Origin of the sequence: Bradyrhizobium ottawaense (assembly GCF_002278135.3) — a bacterium.
Taxonomy (GTDB): Bacteria; Pseudomonadota; Alphaproteobacteria; order Rhizobiales; family Xanthobacteraceae; genus Bradyrhizobium; species Bradyrhizobium ottawaense.
This window is the reverse complement of record NZ_CP029425.2, coordinates 18,910-33,890: the sequence shown is the minus strand read 5'-3', so window position 1 is coordinate 33,890 and position 14,981 is coordinate 18,910. Positions and strand designations below refer to the sequence as shown.

At 64.8% G+C, this 14,981-nt stretch carries 12 protein-coding genes; 5 read left to right on the top strand and 7 right to left on the bottom strand.

Going from position 1 to position 14,981, the window contains the following annotated elements; genetic code table 11:
• Positions 1-58: 58 nt before the first annotated feature.
• Positions 59-1,591, bottom strand: coding sequence for a murein biosynthesis integral membrane protein MurJ (murJ, locus tag CIT37_RS00135; RefSeq protein WP_095425327.1), 1,533 nt, complete (start codon positions 1,589-1,591; stop codon positions 59-61).
• Positions 1,592-1,716: 125 nt separating this feature from the next.
• On the opposite strand from murJ, the gene CIT37_RS00130 reads away from it, so the two are divergent.
• Positions 1,717-2,718: an adenosine kinase gene (locus CIT37_RS00130; RefSeq protein ID WP_028139526.1), complete on the top strand. Its 1,002-nt coding sequence runs from the start codon at positions 1,717-1,719 to the stop codon at positions 2,716-2,718.
• Between the two features lie 163 nt (positions 2,719-2,881).
• Here the strand turns inward: CIT37_RS00130 and CIT37_RS00125 are convergent, their stop codons facing one another.
• Positions 2,882-4,576 (bottom strand): AMP-binding protein, encoded by a 1,695-nt coding sequence (locus tag CIT37_RS00125; RefSeq protein WP_095425335.1) that lies wholly within the window; start codon positions 4,574-4,576, stop codon positions 2,882-2,884.
• A gap of 119 nt (positions 4,577-4,695) precedes the next feature.
• Positions 4,696-5,889 (bottom strand): serine hydrolase domain-containing protein, encoded by a 1,194-nt coding sequence (locus tag CIT37_RS00120; RefSeq protein ID WP_028139528.1) that lies wholly within the window; start codon positions 5,887-5,889, stop codon positions 4,696-4,698.
• A gap of 346 nt (positions 5,890-6,235) precedes the next feature.
• Here CIT37_RS00120 and CIT37_RS00115 point away from each other — a divergent pair, with 346 nt between their 5' ends.
• Both CIT37_RS00115 and CIT37_RS00110 read left to right on the top strand, forming a co-directional pair.
• Positions 6,236-6,556 carry a hypothetical protein gene (locus CIT37_RS00115; RefSeq protein ID WP_028139529.1) on the top strand — a complete coding sequence of 107 codons (321 nt, stop codon included), beginning with the start codon at positions 6,236-6,238 and terminating at the stop codon, positions 6,554-6,556.
• 119 nt (positions 6,557-6,675) lie between these two features.
• Entirely contained in the window at positions 6,676-8,169 is a 1,494-nt protein-coding gene (locus CIT37_RS00110) for an NAD-dependent succinate-semialdehyde dehydrogenase (RefSeq protein ID WP_095425326.1), read from the top strand.
• Positions 8,170-8,220: 51 nt separating this feature from the next.
• On the opposite strand, the gene CIT37_RS00105 is transcribed toward CIT37_RS00110, so the two are convergent.
• From CIT37_RS00105 to CIT37_RS00090, 4 genes are all read right to left on the bottom strand, one after another.
• A complete protein-coding gene (locus tag CIT37_RS00105; RefSeq protein WP_083859338.1) occupies positions 8,221-8,496 on the bottom strand; it encodes a hypothetical protein in 276 nt (91 codons plus the stop codon).
• Positions 8,497-8,752: 256 nt separating this feature from the next.
• Entirely contained in the window at positions 8,753-9,667 is a 915-nt protein-coding gene (locus CIT37_RS00100; protein WP_095425334.1) for a phosphoribosylaminoimidazolesuccinocarboxamide synthase, read from the bottom strand.
• Between the two features lie 63 nt (positions 9,668-9,730).
• A complete protein-coding gene (locus CIT37_RS00095) occupies positions 9,731-10,648 on the bottom strand; it encodes a pirin family protein (protein WP_038949422.1) in 918 nt (305 codons plus the stop codon).
• A 318-nt stretch (positions 10,649-10,966) separates the two neighbouring features.
• Positions 10,967-11,938 (bottom strand): IS110 family RNA-guided transposase, encoded by a 972-nt coding sequence (locus CIT37_RS00090; RefSeq protein ID WP_049801720.1) that lies wholly within the window; start codon positions 11,936-11,938, stop codon positions 10,967-10,969.
• 404 nt (positions 11,939-12,342) lie between these two features.
• Here CIT37_RS00090 and CIT37_RS00085 point away from each other — a divergent pair, with 404 nt between their 5' ends.
• Both CIT37_RS00085 and CIT37_RS00080 read left to right on the top strand, forming a co-directional pair.
• Positions 12,343-13,404: a helix-turn-helix domain-containing protein gene (locus CIT37_RS00085; RefSeq protein ID WP_038970632.1), complete on the top strand. Its 1,062-nt coding sequence runs from the start codon at positions 12,343-12,345 to the stop codon at positions 13,402-13,404.
• Positions 13,405-13,550: 146 nt separating this feature from the next.
• The gene (locus CIT37_RS00080) at positions 13,551-14,978 is read left to right on the top strand and encodes a serine hydrolase domain-containing protein (protein ID WP_095424960.1); all 1,428 of its coding nucleotides are present in this window, start codon (positions 13,551-13,553) and stop codon (positions 14,976-14,978) included.
• Positions 14,979-14,981 lie beyond the last annotated feature (3 nt).

Sequence of the window (14,981 nt, the reverse complement as noted above, 5' to 3'; positions counted from 1 at the left end):
TCCAACAGCGGCGCTGCCCCGTCAAGAGCAATTCGATGATCTCGCGCACCGGGCCGGGCTAGGCGGGTCGCTTCAAGGCGGCTACCGCCTCGCGCCAGGAAGCGGCACCGAGGATTTGCAGCAGCAAGCCGTAAACGGCGATCCCGGCCGCGATCTGCACGCCCAGCACGATGAATTTGATGAAGCCGTGCGCCTCGGCGGGCACGAGGCCGGTGGTCAGCCAGAGCAGGGCGCCCATCGCGGCTGCGGCAAGCACGATCCGCGGCAGCCGTTTTCGCGCGGCAGAATCGACCGAGAAGCCGAATTCGCTGGTGCCTTTCCGAAGCAGCGAGAGCGCACTGCTCCAGGCGCCGGCCGCGGTGCTCGCCGCGATCCCGCTTGCGCCAAAGAGATGGCCGAGCAGCACGGCGAGCACGACCGCCACCACAAAGCCTTTGGCCGTCGCCAGCAGCGGCGTCATCGTGTCGTTGCGGGCATAGAAGGCCGGCGACAGCGCCTTGATCAGCACGTGCGCGGGCAGGCCAAGCGCCAGCCACGTCAAGGCATGCGCGGTCGCCGCGCTGTCACCGGCACCGAAGGCGCCATGCTCGAACAACAGCCGCACGATCGGCTCGGCCAGCACGATCAGGCCGAGCGTGGCGGGGAGCGCCAGCCCGGTCGCAAGCTCGAGCGCGCGCGATTGCGCATGCGCCACCGCATCACGGTCGCCGTCACTCACCGCGCGCGTCAGCTCCGGCACCAGCACGGTGCCCATGGCGACGCCGACGATGCCGAGCGGCAGCTCGATCAGGCGATTTGCGAAATAGAGCCAGGACACCGCGGACGGCGTCGCGGATGCGATGATCGCGCCGGCGATCATCAGCCATTGCGGTCCCGAGCTTGCGATCATGCCGGGGATCGCCTTGGCGAAGAAGCTGCGCATCTCCTTGTCGAAACTGACGCGCAGAGGCGTGGCGAGGCGCGCACTTCGCTGCGACAGCAGCATCAGGAGTTGCAGCAGGCCGGCGATGCCGACCGTGGCCGCCAGCAGCCACGCGGCGAAGCCGGCGTCACCGTGCCAGACCAGCAGCAAAGCGGTCGCAGCGATCAGCGCGATGTTGAACAGCAGCGGCGAGAATGCCGTGAGCGCAAAGCGCCCTTGCGCATTCAGCAGCCCCATCAGCACGGTGACGGGCCCGGCGAAGGCGAGATAAGGCAGCATCAGCCGCGCGTTCTGGACGGCGAGATCGAGCGTGCCGGTACCGAGAAAACCGGGCGCGATGACCGTCATGATCAGCGGCATCAACAGGGCAATCGCGAGCGAGATCGCGATCAGGGCCGCACTGACCGTGCCCAGGACGCGCCCCGCGAACGCTGCCGCAGCGTCCGCGCCATCGCGGTCACGGATGCGCAGCCAGGCCGGGACCAGCGCCGCGTTCAGCGCGCCCTCGCTGAGCAGCCTGCGCACCACATTGACCAGCTGGAAGGCGGCCAGGAATGCGTCCGCCACGGCGCCCGTGCCGAGCAGCGCCGCGATCAGGGAATCGCGGGCAAACCCCAGCAGCCGCGAGGCCAGTGTTCCCGTCGAGACGGTCAGGAAGGAGCGGATCATCGGCTCTTTATCATACCGTTGCTTGCCCGCGCAGGCCCGGTCGTGATAGGCCGCGAGCCAGATTTCAGGCCGACAGGAAGCGGATTTTCGCAGGGATCGCAATCCGCCAAACAGGATCAAGGTGAATGGCTGACGTGAAATATGACGTTCTCGGCATCGGCAACGCGTTGTTCGACGTGCTGGTCAGGACTGACGAGGCCTTTTTGGCCAAGCACGGCATGACCAAGGGCAGCATGTCCCTGATCGACGAGGCACGGGCGGCCGCCATCTACAAGGACATGGGGCCGGCCACGGAAGTCTCGGGCGGCTCGGCCGCCAACACCATTGTCGGCATCGGCAGCTTAGGGGCACGTGCGGCCTATGTCGGCAAGGTCAAGGACGACCAGATCGGCAAGCTCTACGTCCACGATATCCGCTCAGCCGGCGTCGCCTTCAACACGCCGGCCGCGCAGGACGGCCCCGCCACCGGCTGCTCCTACATCCTGGTCACGGATGATGGCGAGCGCACCATGAACACCTATCTCGGTGCCGCGCAGGATCTTTCGCCCGCCGACATCGACCCGGCCGAGATCGCCGCCGCCGGCATCGTCTATCTCGAAGGCTATCTCTGGGATCCCAAGAATGCCAAGGACGCCTTCGTCAAGGCGGCCAAGATCGCCCATGATGCCAAGCGCAAGGTGGCGCTGACGCTGTCGGATTCCTTCTGCGTCGACCGCTATCGCGACGAGTTTCTCTCGCTCATGCGCAACGGCACGGTCGACATCGTCTTCGCCAACGAGTCCGAGCTGCATTCGCTCTACATGACCTCGGATTTCGACACAGCGCTGAAGCAGCTGCGCAACGACGTCAATCTCGGCGTGGTCACCCGCAGCGAGAAGGGCTGCGTGGTGGTGACACCGACCGACGCTGTCGCAGCTCCGGCCTCACCGGTCACGAAACTGGTGGACACCACCGGCGCCGGCGATCTCTTTGCGGCGGGCTTCCTCTACGGCCTTTCGCGTAACCTCGCGCACAAGCAGTGCGGCGAGCTCGGTGCGCTCGCGGCCGCCGAAGTGATCCAGCACATCGGCGCGCGTCCGCTTGTGTCGCTAAAGGAGCTGGCCCAGCAGCGCGGGCTGACGGTTTAGAAAAGTCGCGCACCAGCCTCGCTGTCATCGCCCGGGTCGATGTTTAGACCGGGCGATCCAGTATTCCAGAGGCGTTTGTGATTGAATCGAGAAGCCGCAGTGTACTGGATTCCCCGCTTTCGCGGGGAATGACAACCGTCCTGCGGAAAGGGTACTCAGTCTCTCACGCCGTCTTCGCCGCCTTCAATCCCAGCCGCTGCTCCACGGCATCGCGCATCACGAATTTCTGGATCTTGCCCGTCACGGTCATCGGGAATTCGTCGACGAACTCGACGTAGCGCGGGATCTTGTTGTGGGCGATCTGGCCGTCGCAGAAGGCACGGACCTCCTCGGCCGTCAGCGTTTCGCCCGGCCTGACGCGGATCCAGGCGCAGAGCTCCTCGCCGTAGCGGGTGTCGGCGACGCCGAAGATCTGCACGTCCTGGATCTTGGGGTGACGGTACAGAAACTCCTCGATCTCGCGCGGGTAGAGGTTCTCGCCGCCGCGGATCACCAGATCCTTGATGCGGCCGACGATGTTGCAATAACCGGCGGCGTCGATGGTGGCGAGGTCGCCGGTGTGCATCCAGCCATTGGCGTCGAGCACGTCGGACGTCTTTTCCTTCTCCTCCCAATAGCCCAGCATGACGCTGTAGCCGCGGGTGCAGAGCTCGCCGCGTTCGCCGCGCTTGACGATCCTGCCTTCGAGATCGACGACCTTCACCTCAACATGCGGGTGGATGCGGCCGACGGTGGAGACGCGGCGCTCGAGCGGATCGTCGGTCGCGCTCTGGAAGCTCACTGGGCTGGTCTCGGTCATGCCATAGGCGATGGTGACCTCGCGCATGTTCATCTCGGTGTTGACGCGCTTCATCACCTCGATCGGGCAGGGCGCGCCCGCCATGATGCCGGTGCGCAGTGATTTCAAATTGAAATTCTTGAACTCGGAATGATCGAGCTCCGCGATGAACATGGTCGGCACGCCATATAGCGCGGTGCATTTCTCCTGCTCGACCGCACGCAGCGTCGCGAGCGGATCAAAACCCTCGCCCGGGTAGACCATGGTGGTGCCGAGCGTGACCGAGGCAAGGTTGCCCATGACCATGCCGAAGCAATGATAGAGCGGCACCGGAATGCAGATGCGGTCCGCTTCCGTCAGGCGCATCGCGCGTCCCGTGAAATAGCCGTTGTTGAGGATGTTGTGGTGGGTCAGCGTGACGCCCTTTGGCGATCCCGTGGTGCCGCTGGTGAACTGGATGTTGACGGGGTCGTCGAACTGAAGCGCAGCACCGAGCGCGGCAAGTTGCTCGCGATGCTCCGCCCGGCCCATGCGCGCGACCTCCTCGAACGCGACAGTGCCTGAGGCCGCCGGGCCGCCGATCTGGATCACCATCCGCAAGGCTGGCAGTCGCGCCGCCTGCAGCTGTCCGGGCCTCGCGCCCGCCAGCTCCGGTAGCAGCGTGTTGAGCATCTCCATGTAATTGCTGGTCTTGAAGGCGGTGGCGGTGACGATCGCCGCGCAGCCGACCTTCTTCAGCGCGAATTCGAGCTCGCTGAGCCGGTAGGCCGGATTGATCGTCACCAGGACCAGGCCGGCTTTGGCGGCGGCGAACTGGGTCAGCGTCCATTCCGGCCGGTTCAGCGACCAGATGCCGATCCGCTCCCCGCGTTCGAGCCCGAGCGCGAGAAGGCCGGCGGCGAGCGCATCGACCTGCTCGGCGAATTCTTTCCAGGTCCATCTGACACCGTGGCTGGGCGAGACCAACGCCTCGCGATCGCCCCAGCGCCGCACCGCGTGGTCGAGGCTGCGGCCAATGGTGTCGCCGAGCAGCGGCGTGTCCGAGATGCCGCAAACGTAGCTGTCCGCTTTGTCCGCCAGATCGCTCGCCAAGTTCGTCTCCTCGAAGTTGATGCCTCGTGCCTGAAGCCGATGGCCTTGGGCACGAGGTTATCGATTGCGGCGAAGGCGCGCGACGCCGCGCACCTCATACTAAGTGGCTAGGCCGCCTTCTGCCCGCTCCCCGCATCGAGCCCGGCATAGATGCCACGCTCGAAGCCCGCGAACGCCTCCAGGCACTTGGCGTCGACGAACGGCAACACCTGCATCAGGATGACGCCGGAAACATCGCGTGCCGGGTCGATCCAGAAATAGGTGTTGGCAAGACCGGCCCAGGCGAGGCTGCCGGCGCTGCGGCCTTCTGGCGTCTTGGCGGTGTTGATCAGGAAGGAGAGCCCCCACTTCTTCACGATGTCGGGGAAGAGATCGACGTCGTTGGTGTACATGGGCGCCACTGTCGTCATCTTGCCAATCGTGAGATCGCCGATGTGGTTCTGGCCCATCAGCGCGACCGTCTCGGGCTTCAGCACCTGGTTGCCGTTGCCGCGGCCCTTGTTGAGGATCATCCGGGTGAACTTGATGTAATCGCCGGCCGTGCTGTAGAGGCCGCCGCCGCCCATGTGGAATTCCGGATTCTGTTCGATCTCGAACGGAATCGGCGCCAGCGATCCATCCTCGCCGCGTGCGTGCGTGGCGACCAGGCGCTGGCGCATGTCGTCGGTGATCTTGAAGGCGGTGTCGTTCATGCCGAGCGGTGTGAACATGTGATCACGCAAGTAAGCATCGAGACGCTTGCCGCTCACGGCTTCCACCGCCTTGCCGACGAAGTCGATGTTGATGCCATATTCCCAGCGCGTGCCGGGATCGGACATGATCGGCGTCTTTAGCGCAACGTTCTGGCAGGAGAAGATGTTCGGCGTTCCGGTCTTCTCCAGATATTGCGCGCAATCGCCGTTCCAAACGTTGTAGGCAAACCCGGCAGTGTGGGTCATGAGATGGCGCAGCGTGATCGCGCCCTTCGCCGGTCGCAGTTTTGGTTCGCCATTGGCATCAAAACCTTCGAGCACTTGCGGCGCGGCGAGATCGGGCAACACTTCACCGATCGGCGCATCCAGCGACAGCTTGCCCTGCTCGACCAGCTGCATCGCGCCCGCCGACGTCACCGCCTTCGTCATCGAGGCGATCCAGAACACGCTGTCCGCTGTCATCGCGTCGGGCTTGGACAGGTCGCGCTTGCCGAACGCGCCCTGATACAGCACGTCGTTACCGCTGGCGGCGATGGCGACGACCCCGGGAATCTCCTGGGCGTCGCTCTTCTGACGCAGAATCTCGTCGATCTCAGCTTTGCTTTGCATGGCGTTTCCTCGAGTTTGATTATTGTTGGCAGTGATCGATTGTCCTCCCGCAGGCTCCGCGCGGCAAGCGCGTCCAGATGCCTGCGGCGGTCGCGATGTCGTGACTTGACGGTCCGTGCCACACACAGGACGACAGGCAGGCCGAACGGCAACACTCCGTCACAATCTGCGGTGGATGGCCGCATCTCGCCGTGACCGTGAATGGGCGCTGGCGATATGATTCCTGTGTTTGAAGCACTTGAAACATTTTGTGCGTTGCGGCGTTCAGGACTCGGCCAATCGACGGCCGACGTTAAGACTTGATGCAAATTGGGCGGTCGCCAAGCGGCCGAGAGGGGGACCTCAGATGATTTCGACCTGGAGCGAATGGAAGCGCTATCCCCGTCCCGGACGGGGCGAGAACCTGGAGGCGCCGATTTCGCCAGGGATCTATGAGGTGCGCATCGCCGGGACCGGCGCGCTCTATTCCTTCGGTGCAGTCGACAATTTGGCGCAGGCGCTGGCGCTGCTGCGGGTGGGCTCCAAGAACTGGTTCGGCCGCCGCAACCCGTCCGACGTTCCCGATCTCGAATACCGTACCTGCGCAACCTCGTCGAAGGCCGACGCCAAGGCCGCGGCCGAACGTATGATCGGCCGCCGCGAGACCTATATGAGCGGCGCGGCCTAAGGCCGCTGCCGGTTTAGCTCCCATCAGATGTGCGTTGTGGGACGGTGCATTGCGCGCTGCTTGTCCCTATATTCCGGCCGATCCGATCGCCCCGAAATGATCGTTCGAGGAGTAACGCCATGACCCCGCCCGCTGCCGCACGCGCCACGCAAGCCACCGCCACCCTGCGCGACCGGTTGAAAGACCCCTCGCTCCTGAAGGAGGCCTGCTACATCGATGGCGCCTGGGTCGGCACGCCGGTCTTTGCCGTCAACAATCCCGCGACCGGCGTCGAGCTTGCAAAAGTGCCGCAGCTCGGTGCGGACGAGACGACCAAGGCGGTCGAGGCCGCTCAGCGTGCCTTTCCGGCCTGGGCCAAGCACACCGCCAAGCAGCGCTCCAACATCCTGCGCAAATGGTTCGAGCTGATCATCGCCAACCGCGAGGATCTCGCGCTGATCCTGACCTCCGAGCAGGGCAAGCCGCTTTCGGAGGCGCTCGGCGAGGTCGATATCGGTGCGGCCTATATCGAGTTCTTCGCGGAGGAAGCTCGCCGCGTCTACGGCGAGACCATTCCGACGCAGCGGCCCGATGCGCGGCTGCTGGCGATCAAGCAGCCGATCGGTGTCTGCGGCGCGATCACGCCGTGGAATTTCCCGAACTCCATGATTACCCGCAAGGTGTCCCCGGCGCTCGCCGCCGGCTGTACCGTGGTGCTCAAGCCCGCCAATGAAACGCCGCTGTCGGCGCTGGCGCTGGCCGTGCTCGCAGAGAAGGCCGGCATCCCCAAGGGCGTGCTCAACATCATCACCGGTGATGCGCCGCCGATCGGCAAGGTGCTGTGCGAGCATCCGGCAGTGCGCTTCGTCGGCTTCACCGGCTCGACCGCGGTCGGCAAGATCCTCTACCAGCAGGCCTCCGTCGGCGTGAAGCGGCTCGGCCTCGAGCTCGGTGGCAATGCGCCCTTCGTCGTGTTCGACGATGCCGATATCGACGCCGCGGTCGAAGGCGCGATCGTCTCGAAATATCGCAACATGGGCCAGACCTGCGTCTGCGCCAACCGCCTCTACGCCCAGGACAAGATCTACGACGAGTTCGTGCAGAAGCTCTCGAAGAAGGTCGCCGCGATGAAGATCGGTGACGGCACCGAGAGCGGCGTCACGCAGGGCCCGCTGATCAACATGAAGGCGGTCGACAAGGTCGAGCGCCACATCGCGGATGCGGTCAAGCGCGGCGCCAAGGTCGTCACTGGTGGCAAGCGCAGCGAGCTCGGGCGCTCCTTCTTCGAGCCGACCGTGCTGGCCGACGTCAAGTCGGACTCGCTGGTATCGCAGGAAGAAACCTTCGGGCCGCTCGCGCCGGTGATCCGCTTCAAGGATGAAGCCGACGTCATTGCGATGTGCAACGCATCGCCGTTCGGCTTGGCCTCGTATTTCTACTCCCGCGATCTCGGCCGCGTCTGGCGCGTCGCCGAGGCGCTGGAGTCCGGCATGGTCGGCGTCAACACCGGCCTCATCACCACGGAAGTCGCGCCGTTCGGCGGCGTCAAGGAAAGCGGCCTGGGGCGCGAAGGCTCGCGTCACGGCATGGAAGAATATGTCGAGATCAAATACGTGATGATGGCGGGGATCTGACCGGCAATCGAGGGGCCCGCGCCGGCGATTGGAATCGCCGGCGCGAATGCATCAGCGGCAGACGTAGGCGCCGTTCACATAGACGCGGACGCATGCTGCGCCGGCAGCTGCCGCACCCACAGCCGCTCCCCCTACGACCGCGCGTCGCGTGGTTCGACGTGCGACGCCGGCAACGCTCGCGGGAGTTGCCGGCCGACCGACCCTGGCTTCGGCGCCTGAAACGCCGAACACGGTGCCGGCGTCGTTTGACCATTGGGTCGAGCCAAAAATTCCGCAGCCCAGAACGGCTGCAAAAAGTAGCGTTCGCCTGATGCCGACCAGCCTCATGGCAACCTCCCTCGTTTTTGTATCAAGCCGAGGTGATCAGCTTCCTTTTATCGTTGGCTCCCGGTTTGATCTGGATCAATGGAGTCGAGATCGCAGCCCAGATGGAGCCAAAGCGCCGACCTAAGGACGAGCTCCACTTAAATCCGAATTCTCTGCTCGTCGGACGGTTCCGGATCTGCGCTACGCTTGTCCGGGACGACAGCGAAGTGTGAATGACGGCCGCCGCAGGAGGCGGGGCGTGTGGCAGCAACCACGCCTAGATCTTCAGTTCCGTCCCCGTCACGCGACGATACGCTTCGAGATACCGCTTGCTGGTCGCGTCCACCACGCTTGCCGGCAGCGGCGGTGGCGGGGCGTCGCCGTTCCAGCGGCCGGCACGGCGCTCGACGTCGAGATAGTCGCGCAAGGGCTGCTTGTCGAAGCTCGCCTGCGGCTGGCCGGGCTTGTAGGCATCGACCGCCCAGAAGCGCGAGGAATCCGGCGTCATCACCTCGTCGATCAGGATGATGCGGCCGTCCTTGTCCTGGCCGAACTCGAACTTGGTGTCGGCGATGATGATGCCCTGCTCGCGCGCCAGCTCCTCGCCGAGCGTGTAGATCGCACGCGTCATGCTTTCCAGCGTGTAGGCGACCTCGTCGCCGACGACCTCGCGCATCTTCGCAATCGTGATGTTCTCGTCATGGCCGGTCTCGGCCTTGGTCGCCGGGCTGAAGATCGAAGGCTCGAGCTTCTCGCTCTCGACGAGGCCGGCCTTCAGCTTCTCGCCCGCGAGCGTGCCGCTGGCGGCGTACTCCTTCCAGGCCGAGCCCGAGATATAGCCGCGGATCACGCACTCGATCGGGAATACGGTGGTGCGCTTGCACAGCATGGCGCGGCCAAGGATCTCGGCGCGGTGCGGTTTCAGCGCCGGCACGGCCGCGATGATCTCGTCGGTATCGGCGCTGATCATGTGATGCGGCACCACGCCTTCGAGCTCGTTGAACCAGAACGCGCTGATTTGCGTCAGCACCGCGCCCTTCATCGGGATGGTCTCGCCCATCACCACGTCGAAGGCGCTGATGCGGTCGGTGGTGACGAGCAGCAGGCGCTCGTCGTCGACGGCGTAGATATCGCGCACCTTGCCGCGTCCGATCTTGGTCAGGGGCAGGTCGCTGGAGAGCATGGTGGTCATCGTCAGGGCCTTGCGACAGGAAATCCGGCCGCGCCGGATGGCGCGGCCGGACACCGGATTAGCCTATTCCGGCAGCGGAATGAACTCATGTTCCTGCGGAACCCCGGCGAAGCGGCCGGTTTTCCAGTCCTGCTTGGCCTGCTCGATCCGCTCCTTGCTGGAGGAGACGAAATTCCACCAGATGTGGCGGGGCCCCTCCAGCGCATCGCCGCCGAGAAACATCATCCGCGTGGCCTTGAGCGCCTTCACGGTGATGCGGTCGCCGGGCCGGAAGATCAGCAGCCGCGGCCCCTCATAGCGCTCGTTCGCGATCTCGACCTCGCCGTCGACGACATAGATCGCGCGCTCCTCGTGATCGGGATCGAGCGGCACGCTGGCGCCCGCAACGGCCGTGACCTCGGTGTAGAACCAGGGTGACACCATCGACACCGGCGAGGCGATGCCGAATGACGAGCCCGCGATCACCCGTGCGGTGAAGTCGCGCTCGGAGATCATCGGCAAATCGCCGGCGCCATAGTGCTGGAACGACGGCGCGATCTCCTCCGATCCGGCCGGCAGCGCGATCCAGCTTTGCAGGCCCAGCATCTTCTGGCCCGCGGCGCGCTGCGCATCCGGCGTGCGCTCGGAATGGGCGATGCCGCGGCCGGCCGTCATCAAATTCATCGCGCCGGGCGCGATCTCCTGGACGTTGCCCTCGCTGTCGCGATGCATGATCGAGCCGTCGAAGAGATAGGTGACGGTGGCAAGCCCGATATGCGGATGCGGCCGCACGTCCATGCCCTTGCCGGAGACGAACTGCACCGGGCCGAAATGGTCGAAGAAGATGAAGGGCCCGACCATCTGCCGCTTGCCATGCGGCAGCGCGCGCCGCACCTCGAAGCCGTCGCCAAGGTCGCGGGTGCGCGGCACGATGACGAGGTCGAGCGCATCGCAGGACATGGGATCGCCGAGCACGGGATCGTTCGAGGGCTGCCAGCTCATGGTGGACTCCTTTTGACTTTCTTGGTCGCGACGGTAGCAGAATTCCGCATCGCCGTCGCGACAAAGGCGGGCCCGACGCCACAGGTGTGATAGCGCCGTACTCCGCGGTCGGCGATGACAGGCCGTAGCAACCATTAAAGCACGCCCGATTTCCGCGAGCATGACGCCGTGCTTGCGGCCGTCAAGGCGTGGCCTGGCGGCAGTCGACGTGAGGTGAGACGAGCGCGACGGCCATCCTTGACGGCCGCGGCGCGCGGCGTCGTCTTGACGGCAGGTCGGGACGAAGAAACGGTCGCCTGATCGAACAAAGAAACGAGATCAGGTGACGGACACACTCGCGGTTCTGGGCGGTTCGGCGACCCACGGTGTTCCGCGGGCGACGACGGCGTTGATGATGACGATCAGCTTCCTGGCACAGGCGACCAGCGCGCGCTTGTGGCCCTTGCCGGCGGCGATCAGCCGGCTGTACAGGGCCATGAGCTGCGGATTCCAGCGGAAGGATGCCGGAAGAGCTGCGGTGTAGAGCGCCTGACGCAAGCGCTGGCGTCCGCCGTCAATCCTGCGGGCGCCGACATGCTTGCCGCTGTCGTCATCGTACGGCGCAAGCCCGGTGAGGGCTGCGGCTTGCTCGCGGGTGATCTGACCGATCTCGGGCATCCTGATCAAGATGGCAACCGCGGTCGGCAAGCCGCTGCCGCCAACGCTGTAGATCAGATCGAGCCGTGCGGCGAGATCGCGATGCTTGCGGATCGCTGCCACCAGGGCCTTGAACTCGGCTCGTCTGTGCTTGGCCAACAGAGCGATCTGCTCCTTCCAGAACTTCTGGATACGTTCGTCAGGGCAGCTCTCCAGCCGATTCTTGAGCTTTGCGATGTCCTCCTTGATCTGGTCGATCATCGTCAGATGCACGGCAAAAGGCTGCAGCCGGGGGTCTGGAGCGGGATGGATCTTCTTGACCGCGGCGGTGCAGGCCGCAATCAATGCGGCATCCATTTTGTCGTTCTTGGCCCGTTGCAAATGGAACGTGGCATAGGCGCGGACCTGGATCGGCTGAAACACGATGACGACAAACCGCTGGCGTCGCAGTTCGGCGACCGCCGCCTGCTCGTAACCACCGCTTGCCTCGATCCCAACCCGCTTGACCTTGTGGCGCTTCAGCCACTCCACCAGCTCCTGGTGGCCTTCCGCCGTGTTCTTGACCTGCAGCTCCTCCGAACTGCCATCGAGCGCCACGTCGAGCTTATCTTTGCTGGTATCGATTCCAGCACAGATCGTGTTACGTTTGGCCATCTTCCTCGACCCTCCCTTGTGATGCGAACCTGAAGTTCGTTCAACCATGCGGGTCCCGATGAAGTGCCGACCGCGATCTTGCTACAAAACGCAGCCCTCAAGGCTTCGGTGGGCATCGATCCGATCGATCGGCGGCCCAGCTCGGGCGGCCACCCGGGCTGGGCCATTCCTCACGGAACCAGGCCATTCTAATCCGGCGCGCTAATACAAGGGTGGGCAAAGGAGCAAAGCGCCGTGCCCACCGGCTTTCTCCGATCGAGAAGAAGTGGTGGGCACGCTTCGCTTTGCTCACCCTACGATCCGTGAACCGGGCGATGACGGTTGTGAACGCGGATGGTCCTTGAAAAAACGGACGCAACGAACGATGTTCGTCCGACTTCAACTGCGACCGATCGCATCACCTGATGAGCCTTGCCGCCGTCGACCTCGCCTTTCGCGCCGCCAGCGTCGCTCTGCTACTGATGCTGGCGGCGTCGCTGCTACACGACTTTCGCAACGTGCTGGCAGCCCGCCTCGGTGCCGCCTTCGCGCTCAGCTCGGCCGCGCATGCGGTGAGCTATTCGGTGGATGTCACGTCGCGGGTCCCGCTCTGGCATGCACCGCTGATCGCGTTGTCGACTGGCACCATCGTAGTGTTCTGGCTGTTCACGCGCTCCCTGTTCGACGACGAGTTTCACCTCCGCTGGTGGCACGGATGGGTCTGGGCGCTGGTGACGGCCTTCAGCTTCGCAGGCTGCGTCTGGATTGCGCCCAGCGGCCATGTGCGCTTCTCGGTGACGGTGGTCAATCTGATCGTGCTCGGTTTCATCGCCCTTGCGGTCGGGCAGATGATCGCCTCCTGGCCGGCTGACCTGGTCGAGCGCCGCCGCAGCGCTCGTGTCTTCGTCGTCTGTGCAACCGCGCTCTATGGCGGGCTGAACGCGGTGCTCCAGATCGCCGTCGTCGGCCACCACGTCGGCGATGTCGCCGAAACCGTCAATGCCGGCGCGCTCGCCTGCACCGTCGCGGCGATCGTCTATGCGATGATGCGCATCGATGGGGCGGATCTGTTTCCGGCCGCGGTGGCGCCCGCCCCGCCGGTTGTTTTCAGTCAGCCTGCGGCCGATGAATCCGCCGATCAAAAACTCATCGACGCCCTGATGCGACTGATGGCGGGCGAGCGGATCTATCGTCAGGAGAATATCACCATCGGCGTGCTGGCGGGCCGGCTGAAAATTCCGGAATACCGGCTGCGCCGGCTGATCAACCAGCGGCTCGGTTATCGCAACTTCAATGTGTTCCTGAACAATCACCGGATCGAGGAGGCCAAGGCTGCGCTCGCCGATGCCACCCAGGCCGAGGTTCCCGTCATCACCATCGCGATGGACGCCGGCTTCCAGTCGCTGGGTCCGTTCAACCGCGCCTTCAAGGCCGTGACTGGGGTGACGCCGACGGAATATCGGCGGCTGAAGGTGAATGCGGCCTAGATTTTCAGACCTTTGAAATCACGTGAGAATTCCGAAATCGACTAGCCTCGATCACTTTCGACGAGGTCGTTTTCCAAATCCGGCGAGCGCGTATCGCCTGCATCCGGCCTGCTCTCCCGCACTCGTCCCAAAGCCGGAGAAAGCCCGTGACTCGCCGCCGCAAGATCATTCTCCTCACCACCACCATCGCCTGTGCCGGCCTCGCGCTCGGCGCCGCACGCGCCCGCGACGTGCCGAAGGTTGCGACCGGCTTTATCGCTCACACGCTCTGCTCGGAGACCTTCGTCTCCGGCCTCGATCTCATGCGCGACCTCGCCGAGACCACCGACGCGATGCCGGGCGCGGGTCTGCTCACCTGGGCGATGGATCTTCGGGTCGATCGCACGCGCAAGGATGTCACGGTGTCCCTGTTCGGAATCGGCCGCAGCCATGCCGTCTATCGCGAGGGACTTGGTTGCACGCTCGAGCACGGGCAGGGGATCGCCGATGTCGCGTTGCCGCCTGACGACCAGCAGCCCGCGCTGCTCCCCGAGATCGCCGGCCCGGGGATCGTGCCGCCGCAGAGCGAGGGCCTGGCAGCTGCGCTCGACCGCGCCTTTGCCGAGCCCACGCAGCCGCCTTATCGCCGCACCCGCGCGATCGTTGTCATGAAGGCCGGCCGCATCATCGCCGAGCGCTATGCCGAGGGTATCGGGCCGGAGACGCAACTGCTTGGTTTCTCCATGACGAAGTCGGTGATGTCGGCCCTGACAGGCATTCTGGTGCGACAGGGCAAGTTGAAGCTCGGCGGCCCCGCGCCCATCGCCGCCTGGCAAAATCTGGATGATCCGCGTCATCCCATCACCGTCGATCAATTGCTGCGTCACACCGCGGGCATTGCGCTCGGAAGCTCGCTGGAGGCCTCGCTCGGCTCCGCGCTGGAACCGGTCAACACCATGAAATACGCCGAAGACGATATGGCCAGCTTTGCCGAGCGCGCGCCGCTTGCAACCGCGCCGGGCACGGCGTGGAATTATCACGACGGCAACTTCCTCATCCTCGCGCATCTGCTGCGTGATGCCGCCGGCGGCAAGCCCGCCGATGCGCTCCGCTTCGCACGCCGCGAATTGTTCGCGCCACTCGGCATGGTCAACGTCACGCTTCAGCTCGACGCGTCAGGCACGATCGAGGGATCCGGCGAAATGCTGGCCTCCGCGCGCGACTGGGCGCGCTTCGGCCAGCTCTATCTCAACGACGGCATAGCCGGCGGCAAGCGTATCCTGCCCGAGGGCTGGGTGAATTACTCCGCGTCAGCCACGCCGCATGCCTGGGTCGGCATCGGCGCCGGCTTCTGGACCAACCAGGGCGACAGCATTGGTGCAAAGTTTCGCATCACACACGGCTGGCCGCGCGATGCCTTCTTCGCCAAGGGCACGATCGGGCAGTACGCGATCATGATCCCGTCGGAGAAGTTGGTGATCGTGCGGCTCGGTCGCTCGCCGAACGGGCCGCTGGGGGCGGATGGCGTGTTCGATCTCGTGCGTGATGTGATTGCGGCAACGCGCGAGAAGGGGAAGCTGGCGGGGACGAACTAGGCG